Genomic DNA, 19563 nt, shown 5'->3' with positions numbered 1-19563 from the left:
AGGCGCTCACTTTATCAGGAATCTTCATGGTTTCCCGATAACACCCTGATCATCAGGTAGAGAAATCTCAGAACTTCCCTAAGTCAGAGAAACTTAGTACCTTGCGGAAATCTTGAACAAAAACGCCAACAGGATCACCGCTATGAAAATCCGTGCAGCTGTATTGGAGACGATTGGTGCGCCACAGCCGTTCGACAAAACCCGACCGTTGACGATCGAAGAACTGGAACTCGATGCCCCGGGCGATCATGAGGTGTTGGTTCAGATCCGCGCTGCGGGTTTGTGCCATTCGGACCTGTCCGTGATCGACGGCAACCGGCCAAGGCCCGTGCCCATGGCCCTGGGCCATGAGGCGGCAGGCGTTGTTAAATCGGTTGGGGCAGGGGTGAAGGATCTCAGTCCGGGTGATCACGTGGTCACGGTATTCGTGCCCAGCTGTGGCCACTGCAGCCCCTGTGCTGAAGGTCGCCCGGCTCTGTGTGAACCGGCTGCGGTCGCAAACAATGCCGGTACGCTTATCGGTGGCGAACATCGGCTGCATCGAGCGGATGGTGCGCCGGTGAATCATCATTTGGGCGTGTCTGCGTTCGCCGATCACGCGGTGGTATCCAGGCATTCGCTGGTACGGATTGATCCAGACCTGCCGTTTCACCATGCAGCCCTCTTTGGTTGTGCCGTGCTGACCGGTGTGGGTGCCGCCATCAATTCGGCCGACATCAAAGCTGGCCAGACGGTAGCCGTTGTCGGGCTCGGAGGCGTGGGCCTGAACAGTGTATTGGGTGCCTTGGTGGCCGGGGCGGGGCAGGTTATCGCCATAGACCTGGACGACGACAAGCTTGCACTGGCCAAGAGCCTGGGTGCCAGCGCTGGCATCAATGCTGCGGATGAGGACTGCGTGAGCCAGGTGAAAGCGCTAACGAACGGTGGCGTTGACTGCGCGATTGAAATGGCAGGGTCTGAGAAAGCGCTTGAGCTGGCTTATCAATTGACTCGTCGTGGCGGTACAACTGTAACCGGTGGTTTGGCACATCCAGAACGGAAGGTCTCCATTCAGCAGGTCAGCCTGGTGGCAGAGGAACGAACCCTCAAGGGTAGTTATGTCGGGAGTTGTGTGCCGGTGCGCGATGTGGCCCGCTACGTCAGCCTGTTCCGCCAGGGGCGGTTGCCGGTAGACAAACTACTGAGTGACACCCTGACCCTCGATGAGATTAACGAAGGCTTTGAGCGACTGGCAAACGGCAAAGCCATTCGCCAGGTCATTCTTTTTGACGATCACTGACGCCAGGCCGCCTCCATGGAACGATCTGACTTCCCCGTGTTTTACCCCATCATTACCCGGTGGATGGATAACGACATCTATGGGCACGTAAACAACGTGACCTACTATTCGTACTTCGATTCCGTCATCAACCGCTATCTCATTGAGGAAGGCGGTCTTGATATACACAACGCGCCGGTAGTGGGCTTTATGGTGAGTTCGAGCTGCCAGTTCAAGAAGCCGGTGGCCTACCCTGATGCCCTCGAAGCCGGCGTTCGGGTCGCCAGAATTGGCAACCGGTCTGTCACCTACGAAGTGGGGATATTCGCGGGAAGCGACACACAGGCAGCCGCACATGGCGAGCTTGTCCATGTGTTTGTTGATCGTGCCACCCAGTCCTCGACATCGATTCCTCCAGGGATTCGGGAGGCCCTGGAACGAATCACGGTGTAGGAACCGGCCCTGAGAGAGTCGACCTTTTTACGAGTCCGGCGCCCAGAGCCCTTGCAGTTGCCCCAGCAACGAAGAGCCAATCCCCTGGTTCCCCAGGAAGCTCATGATAACGGGGACAAACTGCTGGATCATGCCACTGTCCATACCCAGGGCGGTGAAGGCAGACCGCACGCCGTCCATCGACGATATGTTGGAGAGCAGGTTTCCGCTCAGGCTGCTACCACCGCCCAGCAGGCTGGATAGGCCAGAGGCCTTGCTGGTGAGGGTGCTCATGGATTCGTTGCCAAGCTGATTTTTCGCGAGCTGTAACAGGGCACCGGTGCCCCCTGTTGCCTGGGCCTGCGTGACGCCGAGCTGGCTCTGAAGTTGGCCAACCAGTTGCTGGGCTTCACCGCTGACGTCAGATGCCGAGGACATTGCTTCTGTGCCGCTGGAAAGCGCGTCGTTAAGGTCGAAGGCGTTAACGGTTGGGGCGAGCAGGTAGATGCTTGAAACCAGGAGGAATTGCTTGATGGTCGCGTTCATTTATAGATCCTGAGGGATGTATGGTCGAAGTCTGTTCTCTATAGATGGTGGCGACCGGTGTTCAATAAAAGTGTGGGAAACCGAGACATATCTGAGTATCGGACCTTGCGCTCAGGCAAAATCGTATTCACCGCCCTTCTCAAGTGCCTTCTGATACGCGGGTCTGCCGTGTGCTTTCTCGACCCACGCATTGATGTGAGGCCTGTCTTTGCCAACGATACCCCGTGCCACTGAGGCTTCCAGCGGAAAGCTCATCTGGATGTCCGCGGCGCTGAGATTATCCCCGAGGAACCAGGTGTTGTTCGCCAGGTGGGCCTCCACGAAATCCAGGTGTGTCTTTATCATCGGGCCAATGAAGGTTTCAGTGGTTTTATCGGCGATGCCTTTGGCCACCGGCTTGATAAAAAATGGCATCGGGCTGTTCCTAACCTTCTGGAATACCAGGCGCATCACCAGTGGTGGCATCAGGGAACCTTCGGCGTAATGCAGCCAATAGGTATAATCCAGCCACGCCTGGCCGCCGGCTTCCGGCAACAGGGTGTCTTTGCCGTAGGTGTGGGCCAGATACTCAATAATAGCGCCTGACTCGGCTACCACCAGATCGCCATCGGTAATAACCGGTGATTTACCGAGCGGGTGTACTTTTTTCAGGCTGGCAGGCGCCAGCATGGTTTGAGGGTCACGCTCGTAACGCTGGATTTCGTAGGGCACTCCCAATTCTTCCAGCATCCAGAGAACGCGTTGTGAGCGGGAATTGTTGAGGTGGTGAACGGTAATCATGCAGTGACTCCACTTATGTCAAAAGAATGAGCAGGTTAGTAGTGTAGTCTGCAAATAGCTTTTTGGTTCACTCTCATCGTGCTATGAATCACTATTTGGGAAAGCTGATCTAACTCATATTAAGGAGGCCGGCAATGGCAGAAGCAACACTTAAGGAACAACTGAACACTGCGGTGAAAGACGCGATGCGGAACAAGGATAAAACCCGGCTTGTCACCCTGCGTATGGCGCAGGCTGCGGTCAAACAGATTGAGATTGATGAGCGCCGTGACTTGAGCGATGACGAGGTTCTGAAGGTGCTGGACAAGATGCTCAAGCAGCGCCGCGACGCTGCCAGTCAGTACGATGAGGCCGGCCGCGAGGAGTTGGGTGACAAGGAAAGAGCGGAAATGGTGATTATCGAGGAATTCATGCCCGCCGCCCTTACTGAGGATGACCTTGACGGCCTGATTCGTATGGCCATCAGCTCAACCGACGCTCAGGGTATGCAGGATATGGGGCGTGTTATGAACGATTTGCGGCCCCAGGTACTTGGCCGGGTCGATATGGGCCACCTGAGCAAGAAGGTGCGGGCCGCACTGGCGTAGGTATATTTTCTCGTTCCTGGTTGGATAGCGAAGACAGGAGAAAACGGCACCCGGAATGCAAAACTCTACATCTGCTATTGTTGTGGCATGTAGTAATGCGAATATTGGGAGAGATTTGGGGAGAATTCTATGGGGCTTATCATCGCGGGGCGGCTGGACGTCCAGGAACATGCGGAAAAACTTGCCAATGCCCTTCAAGAGTTAGGGATCAGTCGGGAAAAGGTTTCTGTGTTCTTCATTAACCCCGACGGGCAACACCACTTGCTACCCCAGGGAGGAGACAAAACAGCGTCGCCTGGTGCCTCTGATGCGGGGAAAGGGGCTGGGGTCGGAGCTGGTGTAGGTGCGGCAGCGGGTGCAGCCGTCGGCTCCGTCGCCGGGCCGTTAGGGACTGTCGCCGGTGCAGGTGTGGGTGCCTATACGGGGTCCCTGGCAGGCGCAGTTAGAGAGACAGATAACGAGGCCGAAACGGCGGAAAAGACCCCCGGGGACCGGCAGGCTGTGGACCGTAAAGCCGGGCTTCATGTGGCTGTCGAAGTGGATTACAAGGACTGGCAGGACATTGTGGCACTGTTCGGGGAGCACGATGCCGATCAGATTGAGGAAGCGGAGGGGAGTATCAAAAGTGGGCACTGGGTGGACTTCAATCCCACCCAACCGGCACATCTTGTTAAAACCTAGATGTTGATCTGGTCCGGGCAGGATTACCATTGGTTCAGCAATGTACTTGGGTTTTCGTGGCCTTGAATTTTGCGTGCAGCACACACAGCTATAACGGATATTCATGCCAAACAACTAACCAGGAGATCCGCCATGCATGTGTTCATTGCAGGAGCCAACGGGAAAATCGGGCAATACCTTTTGCAGGAAATGGCAGACAGCGATCACGAAGTACGGGCCCTCATTCGGCACCCTGATCAGGGGCCGGAATTACAGAAACTGGGCGCTACGGAAACCGTACAGGGCGATCTGGAGCAAGACTGCAGTGAGGCCATGCGAGGTTGCGATGCAGTCATCTTTACCGCGGGATCAGGCCCTCATACCGGGCCGGACAAGACCGTCGATGTGGATCAGGACGGTGCTATCCGTCTGATAGACACGGCCAAGGCCATGGGTATAAAGCGGTTTGTCATCGTGAGCAGTATGCGGGCTGAGGAGCCGGAGAAGGGGCCGGAAAAGCTGCGCCATTACCTTCAGGCCAAGCGCAACGCTGATGAGTACCTGAAGCACAGCGGCCTGAATTACACCATTGTTCGCCCGGGGCAACTGACCAACGATGAAGGCACGGGCAAGGTTGCGGTGAGTGCGAGGCTGGAGAATTTCGGCAAGATTCCACGGCAGGACGTTGCCCGCGTGTTGCTGGCGGTTCTGGATTCGGATGCCACCACTAACCGCGTGTTTGACGTGGTGTCTGGCGAAACGCCGGTGCCTGACGCACTGGCAGGATTGTAACCGCCACGATGTCCGACAAAGAGCTTCGCGCCAAATCCGATAAACAGTCTATTGACCGGTTTATCAATGAGGTTCGCACGCTGCCCAAACAAGGTAGTGAACAGGGCAGGCTGATTTTTGCCCTGGACGCCACAGCGAGCAGGGAGGCGACGTGGGATGAGGCTTGCCACTTGCAGAGTGAGCTGTTCATCGCGACCCGTGATCTGGGCGGTCTGTCCATTCAGCTGTGTTACTACCGCGGCTTTGGCGAGTTCAAGGCCACGGGGTTTGTGACTGAGACCGGTCAGTTATTGAACCTGATGAACGGCGTTTCCTGCCTGGGTGGCCGCACCCAGATCAGCCGGGTGTTGGCTCATGCATTGAAAGAGACCCGCGCAAAGGCCGTCAGCGCCGTGGTGTTTATCGGCGACTGTTGCGAGGAGCCGGTGGACGAGTTGTGTCATACCGCAGGTGAGCTGGGGATGCTGCGAACACCGGTATTCATGTTCCACGAGGGCGCCGACGCACATGCTATGGCAGTGTTCCAGCAGGTGAGCAAGTTGTCTGGTGGCGCCTATGCCCCCTTCGATCGCAACAGTCCGCAGGTTCTCAAGGATCTTATGGCTGCGGTGGCGGTCTATGCTTCCGGGGGAGCCAAGGCCCTGCAGGATTTTTCCAGCCGCAGCTCTCCAGAGATCAAGCGCCTGACCCAGCAGATCAAGTAGCGCTTGTTTCAATCCACGTTCAAGCCATCGATGGACCGATGAGTTCCGGGGTATCTGAGTGCCACTAACGCTTCTGGTCATAGCACTGTCGGTTGTTGCGTGGGTCTGGCTGCGCAACCAGCCGGCCAGCCAACGTAAGCCGGCGATGATTAAGCTGGCCTTGATGGCCGCTATCGGAATAGTGGTCCTGTTGGCCGTTACCGGCCGCTTGCACGCCTTATTCGCATTGTTGGCGTTTCTCTATCCACTGCTACGCCGGGTGCTGCCATCATTGTTGACGGGGCGCATGGCGGGGGCCGGAACGGGAGATACAAACGCAAGTTCGGGCAACCAGTCCCATGTGTCCGGCGACATTCTGGAAATGAGCCTGGATCATGACTCCGGCATCATGAGTGGCAAGGTCCTGAAAGGCCCCATGGCCGGGCGAGAGCTGGCGGACCTGGGGGAAAGCGAATTTCTTGAGCTGTTGCGATACTGCCGGGCGCACGACGAGGATTCCGCCCGGCTGCTGGAAAGCTATCTTGACCGCCGGTTTGGTGATTCATGGCGTGCTGACGATGAAGCCTGCGCTGGAGGCGAAGAATCCGGAGAGCAAGCCGATGTCGGCGGTCCGCTTACCGAGAGCGAAGCACTGGATATCTTGGGACTGAAGCCTGGTGCAACACAGGACGAGATCATTCAGGCCCACCGCAGGATGATGCAGAAAGTACACCCGGACCGCGGCGGGAGTAACTATTTGGCCGCCCGCATCAACGAGGCCAAGGCGTGTTTGTTGGGCTGACGGCTTCTGTCGGATCGAGGCGATCATTGTGCCAGGGGAACGTTACCCGATGTGTTAAGTGCAAAGCTGAGCAACCAACGATTCCCACGTTCAATCTTCGAAACCCGGTGTTGGTAGAGATCTGGTCGAAACAGGTATACCCGGCCAAACAAGTTGAAAATGTTCTTTTCGCAGATGAACTCACCGCCTGCTTTGGGCTTTACCAGAACACAATTGAGTTTGTACAGCCGGCCTTCGGAAGTCATGTCCAGGTGCGGTCCCACCTTGTGACCTTCCGGGTAACGAACGAGGTACAGATTCAGGCGTTTGGAACGAAAGAGAATCCGGTTTTTTACGTTTTCAGGCATTGGCTGTGCTTTTCGCTATTGAGTGGTGTTTCTTCTCAGTTTGCGGCGGCTGTTGGGTTGTGGTCAAGTTAGGGTTGGGTACATCGAAATTCCACTTATGCCTATATATCCAATTCCGTAAGCATGCTAAAACGTCTCGTCCGGTGCTCGCTCGCTTTTTTGGGGCGCCAGGTACTCTTCCATTCATCGAGATTTCAGCATGTCAGACAAGTTCTTCTACAAAGGCCGGCAGGACGCACGCCAGCATCACACCGCTTATGGCGGTTTTCAGACCAAGGCCAGTCAGAAGAGTGGCAGTAAGAAGTTTCCGCTAACGCTGGTGGTCACCAGCGAGGCGCGTAGGCAGGAGGTCGAAGCACAGGTGGCGGAAGCCAATCTGCACGCCAACATTACAGTGGATACCCGCGAGGGTGCGGTTGAATCCATCACCGAACTGACGGCACTCCTGAACAAAGGGGCGACGGTGACCACGGCGAAACTGCCTTCCCGCAATGATCCTTGCCATTGCGGGAGTGGTGCCAAGTTCAAGAAGTGCTGTGGTTGACCACGCGTTTCTCAATCGCTCTGCTTCAGCCCCATTTCCCAGAAATCGATTTCCAGCCGGGTGGCGTCGCTGAATATCCGGGTAAGCTGCGCGAACCTGGCGGGAGATACATCCGCCAGTCGTTCATCCAGCCACTGGATTTCCGCGTGCATGGCTTGTTGGAACTCGTCGCTTTCGTACATGGCGATCCAGGCATCATACGGATTTTTGTCTCCCCGAATGGTTTCCGCCCGGTTGTTCAGCCAATTGGCGATTTCCCCGTAACCCACCATGCAGGGTGAGAGCGCAACATGCAGGTCCAGCAAATCGCCGCGGTTGCCGGTGTCGAGCACATAGCGTGTGTAGGCAAGGGTGGCGCGCGCTTCCGGCAGGTTGGCAAGTTCTGCTTCTGAAATGCCCCATTCCTTGCAGTAGTTGATGTGCAAATCCAGCTCTACATCCACGATGGCCTGCAAGCCTTCCTTTGCCTGGCGGAGATCCAGCAGGGTTGGGCTTTTGTAGGCCGCCAGGGCGAAGGCGCGGGCAAACTGGATCAGAAACAGGTAATCCTGCTTGAGATAGTGCTGAAACGCTTCGGGAGCGAGCGACGCATCGCCTAACTGCTTTACGAAACTGTGCTCAATGTAGTCGCGCCATTCGGTTTGACAGGCTTTTCGTAGATCTTCGAACTGGTAAGGCATTGTGAACATCCTTCGTCAGATTGGGTATGTGTGGGCCAGGCCGCTCACATTTCGTGACCGTGTTGGGGTTCCGGCGGATGTGCCCATGAAGGTGAACTCCATTGTTAATCCGCCCATTGCCAGGGTGGCGCATCCAACAAACCCTGCCCCAGGATAACGGTTTCGCCAAGGTCTTTGTTCAGGGCGATGGAGTTGCAGTCGCCATCCTGTTCCAGAGTCGCCACCAAACGTGGCGCATGGGAAACCACCCACACCTGGGTTTCACGAGATGCGCGGATGATCAGGCGTCCCAGGGCAGGAAGCAAGTCCGGATGCAGGCTGGTTTCGGGCTCATTTAGCACCAGTAGTGAAGGTGGCCTGGGCGTGAGTAATGCGGCTACCAGCAACAGATAGCGAAGCGTGCCGTCTGACAGTTCCGCTTGGTTCAACGGGCGTAGCAACCCATCCTGAAAAAACTGTAGTATGAAGCGGTTGCCGGAGTCTGCCTCAAAGTTGATGGTTGCTCCGGGAAAGGCATCCTCAATAGCATCGTACAACGCTGCGCGGTCTCCAATCTCGTAGATGGTCCGCAGGGCCGCGACCAGACTATGGCCGTCGTGATCAAGTACTGGCGTTCGCGTACCGATTTGCGGAGAGCGGATGGTGGACTGCGGATCGGTCCGGAACTGGTCGTAGAAGCGCCAGTTGCGGATGGTTTGCCGGACAGCATGGACCTCGGGCACAGCCACAGGATCACTGATTTCGTTGAGGATGCTTTCGTAGGTGTTGAGATGGGCGTTGTAGACCTCCCATTTACGACCGTTGCGCACTTTTACCACTGGCCCGACCCGGTCAATCAGGCAACTACTGGGACGGCAGACGTCGCCCGCCCATATGCATTCGCGCTTGATTTCCGGGTCGAACTGAAACATTGAGGGGTCCTGGTAGCCCGCAAATCCTTGAGGTGAGGGCATGCCTAATGAGATGGCGTAGCCGAAGTCTTCACCTACAAAGCCCAGCCTAAGTCGGCTGTTCTGTTTTTTGGCAGAGCCCTGGACGGGATCGACACCGTCTTTCATGCCCTTGGTAAAGGTTTTCGGCCCCGCCCAGAACGTGTAATCCAGCCCTCCTTCCTGTGCGATCGACGAGATCAAGTTGCCCTTTGCGGTTTCAGCCAGTAACCGCAAGGACTTGTAAAGGTTGGACTTGCCGCAGCCGTTGGGCCCGGTTACCACATTGAGACCGGCCAGGGGAGCGACGATATTTTTGAGGCTGCGGTAGTTGGATACGGCAAAGGCGTTGATCATAATCTCAAAGTCGCTGAGTTTGGTGAAAAATTTCCGTTACCTTAAGCACTCTCAGCAGCTTGGATCCGGTTCCGGCCGCTCTCTTTGGCTTTGTAGAGTGCCGCATCGGCGGCAAAGACCAATTCTTCAAGCCTGCTCTTGTCGTCGGGAACGATGGTGGCGCAGCCCACGCTGACGGTAATGCAGTCTCGCGCTGTTGAATGGTCGTGCCGGATGTCGAGTGACTCGATGGCGAGTCGGGCGTTTTCGGCAACCCGTAGTGCACCGCTCTCGTCTGTATTGGGGAGTATCAACATAAACTCTTCTCCCCCGTAGCGCGCCACCATGTCGGTTGAGCGGTGCAGTTGCGCCTGCAGCGTCTCGGCAACCTGGATCAGGCACTCGTCACCCATCTGATGGCCGTAGTTGTCGTTGAAGTGCTTGAAGTGATCCACATCGAGCATAACCACCGATAACGGCTGGGGCTGGCGCCGCAGGCGCAGCCATGTGTCCTTGAGGTAGGCGTCTCCGGAGCGCCTGTTGGCGACGCCGGTCAGGCCATCGCGGTCTGCCAGGCGTTGTAGTTCTTCATTGAGCTCTTCCAACTCTGCCGTGCGTTCAACCACCTTCTCTTCCAAGAGCCGGGAATGGTCCTGTACCTGAGTGTAGAGTCGGGCGTTTTCGATGGCGACAGCCGCCTGGGCCGAGAGCAGTTGAATCAATTCCACCCGGTCATCGGTGAAGACGGCGTCGGTCAGGTTGTTCTCCATGTATACCGCGGCTTCAAAGCGGTCCCGTACGATGATTGGGGCACACAATACCGAGCGAGGATGCAGGTGAATGGTGTAGGGGTCGTTCACAAAGGGGCCGTCGGCCTTGGCATCGTGTAAGACTACGGCTTCGCCTCGTTGAAACACTTGACTGATCACGCTCATCGGCAGGGCGAGTGGCTTGCCCTGACGATCATTGAGTGTTGAGTGGGTGGGGATTTCAACCTGCGATGACTGTTGTTCTGGCCGGATTACGGCCTCAATACTAAACTCGCCCCCGGCCCGGACAACTAGGCAGCCCCATTGCCCACCGGCATTTTCCAGCAGAATTGCCAGGGTTTTCTGCAGCAGCTGGTCCAGTACCATCTCGCCGGAGATCTCTCGGGAGGCTTTCATAACCGATGCGAGATCGAGGCTGGTTAAATGGCTCCCTGGTGGGGTGAGGTGGGCCTGAATCCACTGACGAAGCACCGGGAATTCTTCCTCCAGCTGCTCTACTTTGCGTTGGGCGCCCCAGCGGTTGTATACCCCGTGGGCACCACGGAGATAGCCCTCGGCAGAGCGCCGTCTGCCCAGTGCCAGTAGATGCCGTGCGGCTCGCTCAAAGGCCGTGGCTTCATCGTGCAGGAAGCCGTTTGCCCGTGCTGTATCAATGGCCGTGTCGTAGAGCTCCAGTGCGGTGTCGTGCTTGCCATCCAGGCGGGCGAGTTCTGCGGTCATCAGCCATTGAAGGTGGCGGAAATTCGCTTCGCAATTGTCCGCCCAACGGGTCATGCGCGCCCGGTCCCGTTCCAGGCGTTCCCGTGTGGCCTGTTGCTCCGTCTTGTCCATGGTGGGGAAGAGGGTCGTGAGTGTGAGGTTGGCAACGATGTAGAAGCGCACAAGTTGGGGCAGGGACATCGCGGACTTGATCAGCTTGTCCTGCTTTTTTACAAAGTACAGCGCCTGTTCGTAGTTCCCATAGAGCAGGTTGATCTCGGCACTGTAGATTTGATGATTGGCGATGCCGGTCATGAACCGGCGGGCACTCATCGCCTCGAGACACGCCTGGTCATCAAAGTCATCGCTGCTCAGACTGGACTGGTCGTGGGTGAAGCCGAGAAAATTGCGCTGCATCTGCAGGAAGAGGGACCCGGAGTCCAGTGAATCCTGGTAGGCGCACTCGCGAACGATGTCGAGGTTTTCCTCGTGCAACTGGCTTGCGGTTTCCAGGTCCATGCCGGGGTCCCAGATCACACAATCCTGGGCGCTGTAGGCCAGGTAGAGCAGGTCACCGGATTGATAACCCGCCTCGATGCCCTTGCGGAACCAGGGCGTTAGCGTTGCCCAGTGGTTGCTCCAGTGATGAACGAACATGGCGTATACATAGATAACGCGCGCCCTCAGGCTGAGGTCGTCGAGCCGTTCGTTGATCGCCAGGCCAACCTTGGCGTACTGATAGCCAAGGGCAGGCTCGTCCAGCTCACCACACAGAAGCATGCCGTAGGCGGCATAGGCGAACGCCGATTCCGGGCAGTTGCCCCGATGCAATGCCAGGTTGACCGCTTTTAGCACCAGGTAGCTGAACAGCTTGTTGCCAGAAAGAAACGCGGCCGCAAATATCTCCATCAGCAGGCGCATGGCGGTCAACGTGGCAGGGTCTTCGATGATTGGTGCATCAACCAGGTCGGTGATTTCGCGGCCAGCCAGGTTTGCCAGTACCTGTTGGCGTTCGACATCAATATCGTGCTGGCTGGGGTGTTCGGTGAAATTGACGCCCAGCAGCGCCAGCCCTTCAATGGCAGCGTGGATCGACGCCTCCATTCTGCCCAGTGTGGCATTCTGCCGGGTGCGTATGGCGAGGATGTCGGCGCGGTGTAGCCGGGACTCTGCATGGTCCAGCATCTGTTCCAGCCAATGGTCGGCGTCTTCGGTGCGCCCGGTGAGATAGAGGCAAAGCTGTATCTCCGACGCCAATGTGGTCATCAGTGAGGGCATCAGTGACCAGGCGTCGCCTGGCAGCAATTCCTCGGCGACCTGCAAATAGTCCAGCGCCTGTTGATAGGCAGAGGTTTGCCGGGCGCGACTGCCGGCACGAAGGTTGAACTCGGTCAGTTGAAGGCGTTCTTCCTCGGACTGGATCAGCGACCGCCCCTGGTTGAGATGATTGACGATATCAATCAATTGGTCATCGGCGACCTGCCCACCGCTGTGTTGCAACATCAGGCGCCCGATCGTGAGGTGTACCCGTGGGAGTTCGTCGGTTGCGATGAGATTGTAGGCGGCCTGCTGCACCCGGTCATGTTGAAAACGATAGTTGGGGTTCAGCACCAGTTCTTCATTCTGGTGTTTCGCCAGGCGATAATCACTGTGTAGTGGCAGCACGGTGTACTGTTTCAGCGCTAGCAGCAGAGCCTGGGCGGTCGCGGCAACGGTATGTTCATAGATGGTGGCGAGCGTTTTCAGGGTAAAGGTATTACCGATGCAGGCGGCCAGTTGAAGTACGTTCTGTGTCTCGTCTGGGAGCCGTCGCAGGTTGTCCAGCATGAACTCGACCACGTCATGGCTGGTCTCTTCCCAACTGGCTCTGTCGAGCTGCCAGTGCCATTGGCCACTTCCCGAGTCTGACCAGATTGCCCCCTGGGTATGGAACTGCCGCAGCAACTCGTTGGTAAAGAAGGGGTTGCCCTGGGCCCGGTGAAAAAGCATCTCGCTCAGCGTGCGGCTTGTTTCCGGCTCGCAACGTAAGGCATCGGCTACCAGATGGTTCACCGACGATTGATCAAGAGGCCCCACAGGGATCTGGTGAATTCGCCGATGGTTGTTAAGGTCATCCAGGAGCAACCTGAGCGGGTGCCCAGGGCCGACTTCGTTGCTGCGATAGGCGCCGATCAACAGTAGATGGCTTTGGTCTCTGGAAGTGACTATACGGCGTATCAGGTCTAGGGTTGGGGTGTCGCTCCACTGCAGGTCGTCCAGGAACAGGACGACCGGGTGGCCTTCACCGGCAAACACCCGCAAGAATGCGGTTAGCACCAACTGCAACCGGTTGCGGCTCTCTGAGGGTGGCAGCTCGGTCACCGGGGGCTGTTCGCCAATGATCAGTGCCAGTTCCGGGACCAGGTCGATCACCAGGGCGCCGTTGGGCCCCAGCGCACTGAGCAGTTCGGTGCGCCAGCCGTCAAGCTGGTCGTCGGGCTCGAGCATAATTTGCTGCACGAGGGCTCGAAAGGTGGCTGCCAGTGCTGAATAGGCTTCACTTTGCTGGAACTGGTCGAACTTGCTCTGGACCAGGAAGCCGCGTTCGCGGATCTGGTAGCGATCAATTTCGTTGACCAGTGCCGACTTGCCAACGCCGGAGTAGCCGTGAACCAGGCAGAAGCGGGATCGTCCCTCCACCGCCTGCTCGAACAGGCCCAGCAGCTCCTGCAGCTCGCGCTCGCGGCCGTAAAGTGCCTGGGGAATCAGAAACTTCTGCAGGTGATCCTTCTTGCCCAGTGTGAAGGGCGCCAGTGGCAGATCCTGTTCTATCGCAGTGGCGCAACGAGATAGGTCGTACAACAGACCCAGGCTGCTTTGGTAACGTTCTTCCGGGGATTTGGCCAGAAGCTTCAGCACGATGGCAGAAAGGGCCTCGGGTATGTCCTCAAACAATGTGTGAGGCGCCAGAGGCACGCGGCTGATGTGGCTATGTACCCACTCCAGGGTATTGTTGGCTGTAAACGGAGGTTGGCCGGTCAGAAGTTCAAATAGCAGCAAACCGAGGGAATAGTAGTCCGAGCGGTAATCGAGGCTTCGGTTCATACGTCCGGTTTGTTCCGGCGACATGTAGGCCAGTGCCGCCTCGGGCTGGTTGGGGAGATGCTTGGCTTGCCGTTCCTGCCCCAGTTCCGATGCCATATTAAAGCCCGATAACGCCAGCGCGCCACTTCTGGGGTCAAACAGGACGTTGTGGGGTGTCAGCGACTTGTGCACGATATCCTGCGCGTGAATATCGCTCAGGATTTGCACCAGGGCCTGGGCAATTTCCAGTACCTGGGGCAGGGGCAAACGTTTGTTACTGCTCTCTGCCAGTACCGAGGCAAGCGAACGTTCATAGAGATCGGTGACGAGCGCCAGGTTCCCGCTGCCGTGTGGCAGTATGTCATGAACCCGGCGTACGCCTTTCACGCCCTCGAGCCGTGCGGCAAGACTGGCTTCATGATTGAGTATGGCTACCTGCCTGCGGTCCGGATACTCGGTGTCGAGGGTTTCCACGCAGACGTCTTTGCCATCCGAGAGTCGCCGAGCGCGATAGGCCGCCCGGCCTGCCTTTCTCCAAAGGCAGAAGGAGATTGTGTATCCGGGCAGCTGTAATTCGCTTTGCATCAGGTGCCGCTCCTGGGGGTCGCGCTTAGCAATGAAACACTCGACTGAAGGTGGCGCTGAAGTCCTCTTTGGCACTATCGAGCAGAGGTTGCCCATGGCCGCAGAGAACGTGTTTGAAATTCAGCGTTTTGAGGCGGTTAAAATCCTCGGCAGCGGGTTCTGCTGCCTGCAGCCAGACCGGGCCAATGTTGGCGGGTGTGAAGAAGCCCATCTGTTCCATTCGCTGTCGCGAGGCGTCGCAGAAGTGCTCGTCGGGTTTCAGCCAGTTCTGCAAGGCGTCGCAGGCCACCAGGACGCCGCCATCACGATGGAGGTGGAGTACGCCTTCAGGGATGCTGGTGGTCTGGAACTGAAATAGCGATGCATCGCTAAGAGGCAGCGACTGGCCGAGGACGTTTGCCTTTCTTTCCGTGCCGCTGTGGTCCTCTGGCTCCAGACCTGGCATCACCCAGTACTGCGCCTGGTAACGGTCAACATAGAACGCATCGTCACGCCCATGTAGAGCGCCGAGCCGAATCACGTCGGTTACTTTTCCCAGTCGGTCCAGTTCCGCCAGGCCGTCATCACCAAGGCGAACCGTGTTAATGAGGATAAGCCGTTCACCATCACGGATGATGGTCATGTTGCGGCTGAACTGCCAGTCCAGGTCCATAAGAACGGTTTCCATGGCACCGCTGACAAAAAACAGATCCGGCAGGATCTCTTCGATAGCATTGTGTGCCAGGGCTGGCGGGAAAGACGGCATGAGAACTCCTCAGTCCTTATCATAATTATAGCGGCCAACGTAGCGATACTCTCTGGCGTATTCGTTCAGATAGGCGTTGAGGTATTGCTTCTGGGCCTTGTTGAGGCGTCCTTTCCGGATATCGTCCATGGTTTCATTAACGTTGCTGCTGTCCAACCGCCTGAGGTGAAAAAGTGTCATGTCCCTGGCTCCAAAAAAGCCTTTGAGGAAGTGGTGCAGAGGCCGTGCCTCGGACATGTCAAACACGGCCCCGTAGAGCGCGGTGTAAAGCGGCTGTTTTGCCAGCAACTCCCGGTCAAATGTCGGGTAGTCGCCGGGTGGTGCCGTGAACGTTGGATACTCATCAAGTTGATGAATTGGCTGCCTGGCCAATGACTCCAGGTATGTGCCATCCAGTCCGGCCTGGCGGCCACCCTCCAGAACGATGTTCAGGTAACGACGGCTGGGCCGGCAGCCGTTGTCGATAAACTGGGGCATGCCCACGTAAGTGAGGGCAGAGACCTTCGGAGCGGTTTTCGCACAAGGGCCATCCGGCTCCACCTCGATCTCTATACGGTCATAGCCATGCCCGTAGGCTTCTGCCTGGTCCAGCAGTGAAAGCGCCTCATCCGGGCATTCGTGGAGCACGCCAAGCACTCGGTCATCCGGGTGGCCGGTGTTTTCGATGTTGCCAACACCGCCTTCATGTCGGAAGAAATGCTGCACGTTGAAGCGCAACCGCCATCCGCGCAGCACTGCTTTCTTGGATGCCTGAGGCTCGACACCCTTCGCTCTCAGCGAGAGCATGCTCATGTTGGAACCAAAGCCAAAATAGTAAAACATAGATTCAATAGGTTACAGGTTAACCTGCCCTTAGGTACTTTTCTATAACTCGCCACGGGAAACGCCGCGGCGGGTTGGCTTATCCACGTTTTGGGAAGTCCTTGTCATAGGGTACCGGGAATGTTGGTGCCGTTTCGCGGGGCTTCTGTTCTGTGAACAGCGTTTCAAACGTGGGTGTTTCCGTGATCCTGTCTCCCAGCCCCCAAGTCTCGCGGGCGACGCCGTACCAGTCCAGCAGGGTTGCGGCAAACGACGTCGCGTCAAAACGTCGGCCGCAGTCGCTGCGCAGGATCGTCCTTGGTTTGATCCAGGGCGATGCAAAAATCGCCGGCACCCTGGGGCCCATGATATCAAACTCGAATCCATCGGTTCGGTCGTTTGGCCAGGGTTTTCGGGCATAGGGTGGTGGCTGATGATCAAACAGGCCGCCGTTCTTGTCGAATGTGACTACGAGAAGCGTTTTCGACCAAAGCTCTTTGTTGCTGCTGAGGGCCTGATAAATTTCATTGAGGGCCCGTTCAGCGGGCACCACTGAGTTGATACCATCTGATGAAGAGCCGGGGTGGTAGGAGGTGCAGTCAGCGCCAACCCAGGCAGGCTCGAGATAGCTGAAGCGGGGCAGAGCATCGTATTTCACGTCGTCGTAGAATTGTTGCAACGGGGCTATCCAGGTTGAGCTGGGCAGATCGCCTTTCCGTCCCGCATCCAGCACTGCTTGGGCCCATGCCGCATCCACCTCTGGTATCTGACCTTTGAGGTAAAGCTGATGGGTAAACACAGCCTTTTCCCAAAGAATGCTGTAATAGATTTTCCAGTCCTGGTGGCCGTGACTCCATAGGGTTTTCCACAGTGATTGGCGGTGCGCTTTGTCTGGCCAGTCCTGGTAGGCTTTGCCGCCCTCCCAGGTACCCAGCCGGTTATAGGCCGAGCCGCTGACGGAGAAGCCACGATTGACATCGGTGCCTCCGGGTATTGAACTGAACCAGTCGTCGCTCAGCGCGAACTGTTGGGCAAGGCCATTCAATACTGATAACTGTTGCGGGGAGAAGCTTGATAGCACCGCAGCACTGTTCTGGTTCCATGCAAAGCCATCCATCTTCGGTTGCGCGCGCTCGGCATAGCCTCCATAACCGTGGAACATCTGCATCAGCACATCGCTGTTGTCGTGCCAGGGGTCCTGGGCCGGCCCACCAAGCACAAAGTCGTTACTCAGTCTGCCCTCCATGTACTGGCTCACATGGGCATCCCGGCCGTCCGGCAGGGGATTGCTCATCGCTGTGTCGAGGCCCCGAAAACCATCGGTATTGGCGCCGATCCAGTTCAAGCCATCTTTTTGCCCCCGTTCGTAGAGCCATCCCAGAACGTTGTCGAAAGACCGGCTTTCCAGCATGTAGTAAACGACATGCTCGATCTTGCTACGCATGAATTCTACGGTGCCAGGCGTTTTCTCCCGGGATTTGTGGAGAGGTTGGCCGGGTACCACACCAAACACTGTCGAAGTTGGTGCGAAGCCGTCTGGAAGCGGTGTTGAATTGATCGGCTTGTCGCCCAGGGGATTGGCGCTGTTGGCATCGAATCGCCATATACGACAGCCTGCAGAAGGGGCGTCCGGTTTCCACGTCACAATGTGGCCGTCGACTATGGCCATCGCGTCACTTTGGTCGATGTTGCTCCAATTACCGCTTTGCACGGTGGGAAGTGCCAGTGGCGGTGCCGATTGCGGATCAAAACTCCAGACCCGGTAACTCGAGCCTTTGCGGTCCAGCATATAGTTGCCGATGGCATAGAGTTCGCGGTCTGCGGCTATATCGCGGAACCCACCGCTTTGGAATTCGCCATCGGAGAGGCAGTCTCCCTCGGACTGCGGATCAAAACTCCACAACTGATAGCTGCGCCGTCCATCGGCAGGAATAATGCTGAGCACATAACCCGGCAGGCCGATCAGTTCGATTTGCTCAAAACTTGCGCCGAAATTGGAGCGATAGTTGCCGAAAAACTTCTCTTTTTTCCAGGTGCCGTAGCCCAGCGTCTTTTCCGCCAGGGGGTTTCCGCTGTTGCGGTCGAACGTCAGTAGGCGATAGTGGATTACATCATCGTCTGCCTCAGGCGGTGTCCAGTCAACCAGGTATCCTCCCACCTGCATCAGCCGGTGGTTGGCAGGGAAGCGGGCATGTTTGGTCGTTGGCACTTCAGAGAAGGGGCGGTCGACATAAGGGCGGAAGGCGTACGCGGAATAGGCTTCCGATGCCGGATTGCGAGTCAGCACAAAGCTGCCTGCCGTGCTTTGCGCCTCCGTGGGGACGAAGCTGTTGTTGTCGAGGCTGAATTCGTGGTTCTGCTCTTTCATGATTGCCAGAAGCGCATCAGCCTTGTCCTTCCTGACTGTTTCGTTGGCAGAATCCCATCCCCAGTGTGCCTCGAGGTCCGCCAGGATTTTATGTGGGTCATCGCCGGGGTGGTCTGCCATATGGGCCTGCCAGCCCGCAGTAATCAAATCTTGGCACATCACGTTGATGGGCGGGGGATATTCACCGTTGGGTTTAAAGGCATCGCTCAATGGCAGGTTGGTGTCGTAGAGATACTCACTGGGGTGGTTTGCACACAGTACCCAGGTTGTCGGGGCGGGTTGGCCATCGGCCCCGTCAATGATGGTGAGCGGGATGATCTCCAGGGTGCAGGGCGAGCGCGTTAGTCCAAAGGCCTGTCGGAGCCAATCGTGGACAGGTTCGCCGTAAGCAACCATGGGTTGGGTGAACGAGTGGCCGGTCTCCTTCAACGGACGCAGGAAGTTCCGAAGCTGCGCTTTCGCGTAAGGGATAAAGGCCTCATTGTAATCACTGAGTTCACTGCCGGCACCACCGGGGGCTGCGATGGGGGCAACATCCACGATGCGCTCAACAGCGGTGTTGTCGGCCCCATTAAAGCCATTTTGCGCCAACAGGCATTCCCAGCGGCGGTTGGTGGGGGAGTATAGGTAGTCCTTGTAGGTGAAGGTTTCCAGGGGTGGGAAGTGCAGTAACTGGATGGATTTCACGTTTGCCATGGCCAGCCCGAATGGCAACAGAAACTCCCATCCCTCGCGTGCAGACCATGGGATGTTCTTGTAGTAACTGGTCAGCGCCTGTTTGCCGGCGGCAATGTATCCTGGAATCAGGGTTTCATAGGCTGATACATCATCACGGGGGCTGTTGATTTTCAGCCGATACTCGCCGTTGCCGTTTCGGTAGGCCTGCGCCCAGGCCCCGAAGAAGAGGTCCCGTTGCAACGTCTGGCTGAACACAAAGGTAATAGTGTCCTCCAGGTCTGGGCTATCCTCCCCGAATTGAAACAGGCCCTCTATTTCCTGGTAATACCCCAGCCCGATATCGATACTCGTACCCTTGGTGCCCGTTTCCTGAGTTGGCAAAATGATCTCCTTATGAAAAATACATGGAAGGCGGCGTTAACTGTTGAATTCACATGCAACTCTAAGTTTGTTCAGGCGACGTTTTTCCGAAAGTTGT

Annotated in this window: 17 protein-coding genes; 8 read left to right on the top strand and 9 right to left on the bottom strand. The window is 57.0% G+C overall.

Annotated elements, in window-relative coordinates; genetic code table 11:
• Positions 1-142: 142 nt before the first annotated feature.
• Together AC0B60_RS11980 and AC0B60_RS11975 are read left to right on the top strand one after the other, a co-directional pair.
• Positions 143-1279, top strand: coding sequence for a zinc-dependent alcohol dehydrogenase family protein (locus tag AC0B60_RS11980; protein ID WP_465086039.1), 1137 nt, complete (start codon positions 143-145; stop codon positions 1277-1279).
• Positions 1280-1294: 15 nt separating this feature from the next.
• Positions 1295-1711, top strand: a complete 417-nt coding sequence (locus AC0B60_RS11975; RefSeq protein ID WP_465086038.1) for an acyl-CoA thioesterase — start codon at positions 1295-1297, stop codon at positions 1709-1711.
• A gap of 27 nt (positions 1712-1738) precedes the next feature.
• On the opposite strand, the gene AC0B60_RS11970 is transcribed toward AC0B60_RS11975, so the two are convergent.
• Positions 1739-2236 (bottom strand): DUF2780 domain-containing protein, encoded by a 498-nt coding sequence (locus tag AC0B60_RS11970; protein ID WP_465086037.1) that lies wholly within the window; start codon positions 2234-2236, stop codon positions 1739-1741.
• A gap of 111 nt (positions 2237-2347) precedes the next feature.
• The gene (locus AC0B60_RS11965; RefSeq protein WP_465086035.1) at positions 2348-3016 is read right to left on the bottom strand and encodes a glutathione S-transferase family protein; all 669 of its coding nucleotides are present in this window, start codon (positions 3014-3016) and stop codon (positions 2348-2350) included.
• A 134-nt stretch (positions 3017-3150) separates the two neighbouring features.
• On the opposite strand from AC0B60_RS11965, the gene AC0B60_RS11960 reads away from it, so the two are divergent.
• From AC0B60_RS11960 to AC0B60_RS11940, 5 genes are all read left to right on the top strand, one after another.
• Positions 3151-3603, top strand: coding sequence for a GatB/YqeY domain-containing protein (locus tag AC0B60_RS11960; RefSeq protein WP_465086034.1), 453 nt, complete (start codon positions 3151-3153; stop codon positions 3601-3603).
• 129 nt (positions 3604-3732) lie between these two features.
• Positions 3733-4284, top strand: coding sequence for a hypothetical protein (locus AC0B60_RS11955; RefSeq protein WP_465086033.1), 552 nt, complete (start codon positions 3733-3735; stop codon positions 4282-4284).
• A gap of 132 nt (positions 4285-4416) precedes the next feature.
• Positions 4417-5055 carry an SDR family oxidoreductase gene (locus tag AC0B60_RS11950; protein WP_465086032.1) on the top strand — a complete coding sequence of 213 codons (639 nt, stop codon included), beginning with the start codon at positions 4417-4419 and terminating at the stop codon, positions 5053-5055.
• Between the two features lie 8 nt (positions 5056-5063).
• On the top strand, positions 5064-5759 hold the full coding sequence (locus tag AC0B60_RS11945; protein ID WP_465086031.1) for a VWA domain-containing protein: 696 nt from the start codon (positions 5064-5066) through the stop codon (positions 5757-5759).
• A 58-nt stretch (positions 5760-5817) separates the two neighbouring features.
• Positions 5818-6540: a DnaJ domain-containing protein gene (locus AC0B60_RS11940; protein WP_465086030.1), complete on the top strand. Its 723-nt coding sequence runs from the start codon at positions 5818-5820 to the stop codon at positions 6538-6540.
• A gap of 23 nt (positions 6541-6563) precedes the next feature.
• Here the strand turns inward: AC0B60_RS11940 and AC0B60_RS11935 are convergent, their stop codons facing one another.
• Positions 6564-6887 (bottom strand): 2OG-Fe(II) oxygenase, encoded by a 324-nt coding sequence (locus AC0B60_RS11935; protein ID WP_465086029.1) that lies wholly within the window; start codon positions 6885-6887, stop codon positions 6564-6566.
• Positions 6888-7086: 199 nt separating this feature from the next.
• Between AC0B60_RS11935 and AC0B60_RS11930 the strand changes: the two genes are divergently transcribed.
• A complete protein-coding gene (locus AC0B60_RS11930; RefSeq protein ID WP_465086028.1) occupies positions 7087-7431 on the top strand; it encodes a PBPRA1643 family SWIM/SEC-C metal-binding motif protein in 345 nt (114 codons plus the stop codon).
• A gap of 11 nt (positions 7432-7442) precedes the next feature.
• On the opposite strand, the gene tenA is transcribed toward AC0B60_RS11930, so the two are convergent.
• The 6 genes from tenA to AC0B60_RS11900 form a co-directional block, all read right to left on the bottom strand.
• Entirely contained in the window at positions 7443-8111 is a 669-nt protein-coding gene (tenA, locus tag AC0B60_RS11925) for a thiaminase II (RefSeq protein ID WP_465086027.1), read from the bottom strand.
• Positions 8112-8215: 104 nt separating this feature from the next.
• Positions 8216-9397: an AAA family ATPase gene (locus AC0B60_RS11920; RefSeq protein WP_465086026.1), complete on the bottom strand. Its 1182-nt coding sequence runs from the start codon at positions 9395-9397 to the stop codon at positions 8216-8218.
• Positions 9398-9438: 41 nt separating this feature from the next.
• The gene (locus AC0B60_RS11915) at positions 9439-14493 is read right to left on the bottom strand and encodes a diguanylate cyclase (RefSeq protein ID WP_465086023.1); all 5055 of its coding nucleotides are present in this window, start codon (positions 14491-14493) and stop codon (positions 9439-9441) included.
• A gap of 25 nt (positions 14494-14518) precedes the next feature.
• Positions 14519-15238, bottom strand: a complete 720-nt coding sequence (locus tag AC0B60_RS11910; RefSeq protein WP_465086022.1) for a hypothetical protein — start codon at positions 15236-15238, stop codon at positions 14519-14521.
• 9 nt (positions 15239-15247) lie between these two features.
• Positions 15248-16060 carry a gamma-glutamylcyclotransferase family protein gene (locus tag AC0B60_RS11905; RefSeq protein WP_465086021.1) on the bottom strand — a complete coding sequence of 271 codons (813 nt, stop codon included), beginning with the start codon at positions 16058-16060 and terminating at the stop codon, positions 15248-15250.
• Between the two features lie 79 nt (positions 16061-16139).
• Positions 16140-19466 (bottom strand): alkaline phosphatase family protein, encoded by a 3327-nt coding sequence (locus AC0B60_RS11900; protein WP_465086020.1) that lies wholly within the window; start codon positions 19464-19466, stop codon positions 16140-16142.
• Positions 19467-19563 lie beyond the last annotated feature (97 nt).

The organism is Marinobacter sp. V34 (genome assembly GCF_055524115.1).
The sequence above is the reverse complement of the archived record's forward strand: the minus strand, read 5'-3'. Positions and strand labels throughout refer to the sequence as shown.

What these genes read in the sequence shown, in the direction of transcription:
- AC0B60_RS11960 (WP_465086034.1), top strand. Translation starts at nt 3,151, where the DNA reads ATGGCAGAAGCAACACTTAAGGAACAACTGAACACTGCGGTGAAAGAC.
- AC0B60_RS11970 (WP_465086037.1), bottom strand. Translation starts at nt 2,236, where the DNA reads ATGAACGCGACCATCAAGCAATTCCTCCTGGTTTCAAGCATCTACCTG.
- AC0B60_RS11915 (WP_465086023.1), bottom strand. Translation starts at nt 14,493, where the DNA reads ATGCAAAGCGAATTACAGCTGCCCGGATACACAATCTCCTTCTGCCTT.
- AC0B60_RS11980 (WP_465086039.1), top strand. Translation starts at nt 143, where the DNA reads ATGAAAATCCGTGCAGCTGTATTGGAGACGATTGGTGCGCCACAGCCG.
- AC0B60_RS11975 (WP_465086038.1), top strand. Translation starts at nt 1,295, where the DNA reads ATGGAACGATCTGACTTCCCCGTGTTTTACCCCATCATTACCCGGTGG.
- AC0B60_RS11920 (WP_465086026.1), bottom strand. Translation starts at nt 9,397, where the DNA reads ATGATCAACGCCTTTGCCGTATCCAACTACCGCAGCCTCAAAAATATC.
- AC0B60_RS11955 (WP_465086033.1), top strand. Translation starts at nt 3,733, where the DNA reads ATGGGGCTTATCATCGCGGGGCGGCTGGACGTCCAGGAACATGCGGAA.
- AC0B60_RS11905 (WP_465086021.1), bottom strand. Translation starts at nt 16,060, where the DNA reads ATGTTTTACTATTTTGGCTTTGGTTCCAACATGAGCATGCTCTCGCTG.
- AC0B60_RS11965 (WP_465086035.1), bottom strand. Translation starts at nt 3,016, where the DNA reads ATGATTACCGTTCACCACCTCAACAATTCCCGCTCACAACGCGTTCTC.
- AC0B60_RS11930 (WP_465086028.1), top strand. Translation starts at nt 7,087, where the DNA reads ATGTCAGACAAGTTCTTCTACAAAGGCCGGCAGGACGCACGCCAGCAT.
- tenA (WP_465086027.1), bottom strand. Translation starts at nt 8,111, where the DNA reads ATGCCTTACCAGTTCGAAGATCTACGAAAAGCCTGTCAAACCGAATGG.
- AC0B60_RS11935 (WP_465086029.1), bottom strand. Translation starts at nt 6,887, where the DNA reads ATGCCTGAAAACGTAAAAAACCGGATTCTCTTTCGTTCCAAACGCCTG.
- AC0B60_RS11910 (WP_465086022.1), bottom strand. Translation starts at nt 15,238, where the DNA reads ATGCCGTCTTTCCCGCCAGCCCTGGCACACAATGCTATCGAAGAGATC.
- AC0B60_RS11950 (WP_465086032.1), top strand. Translation starts at nt 4,417, where the DNA reads ATGCATGTGTTCATTGCAGGAGCCAACGGGAAAATCGGGCAATACCTT.
- AC0B60_RS11945 (WP_465086031.1), top strand. Translation starts at nt 5,064, where the DNA reads ATGTCCGACAAAGAGCTTCGCGCCAAATCCGATAAACAGTCTATTGAC.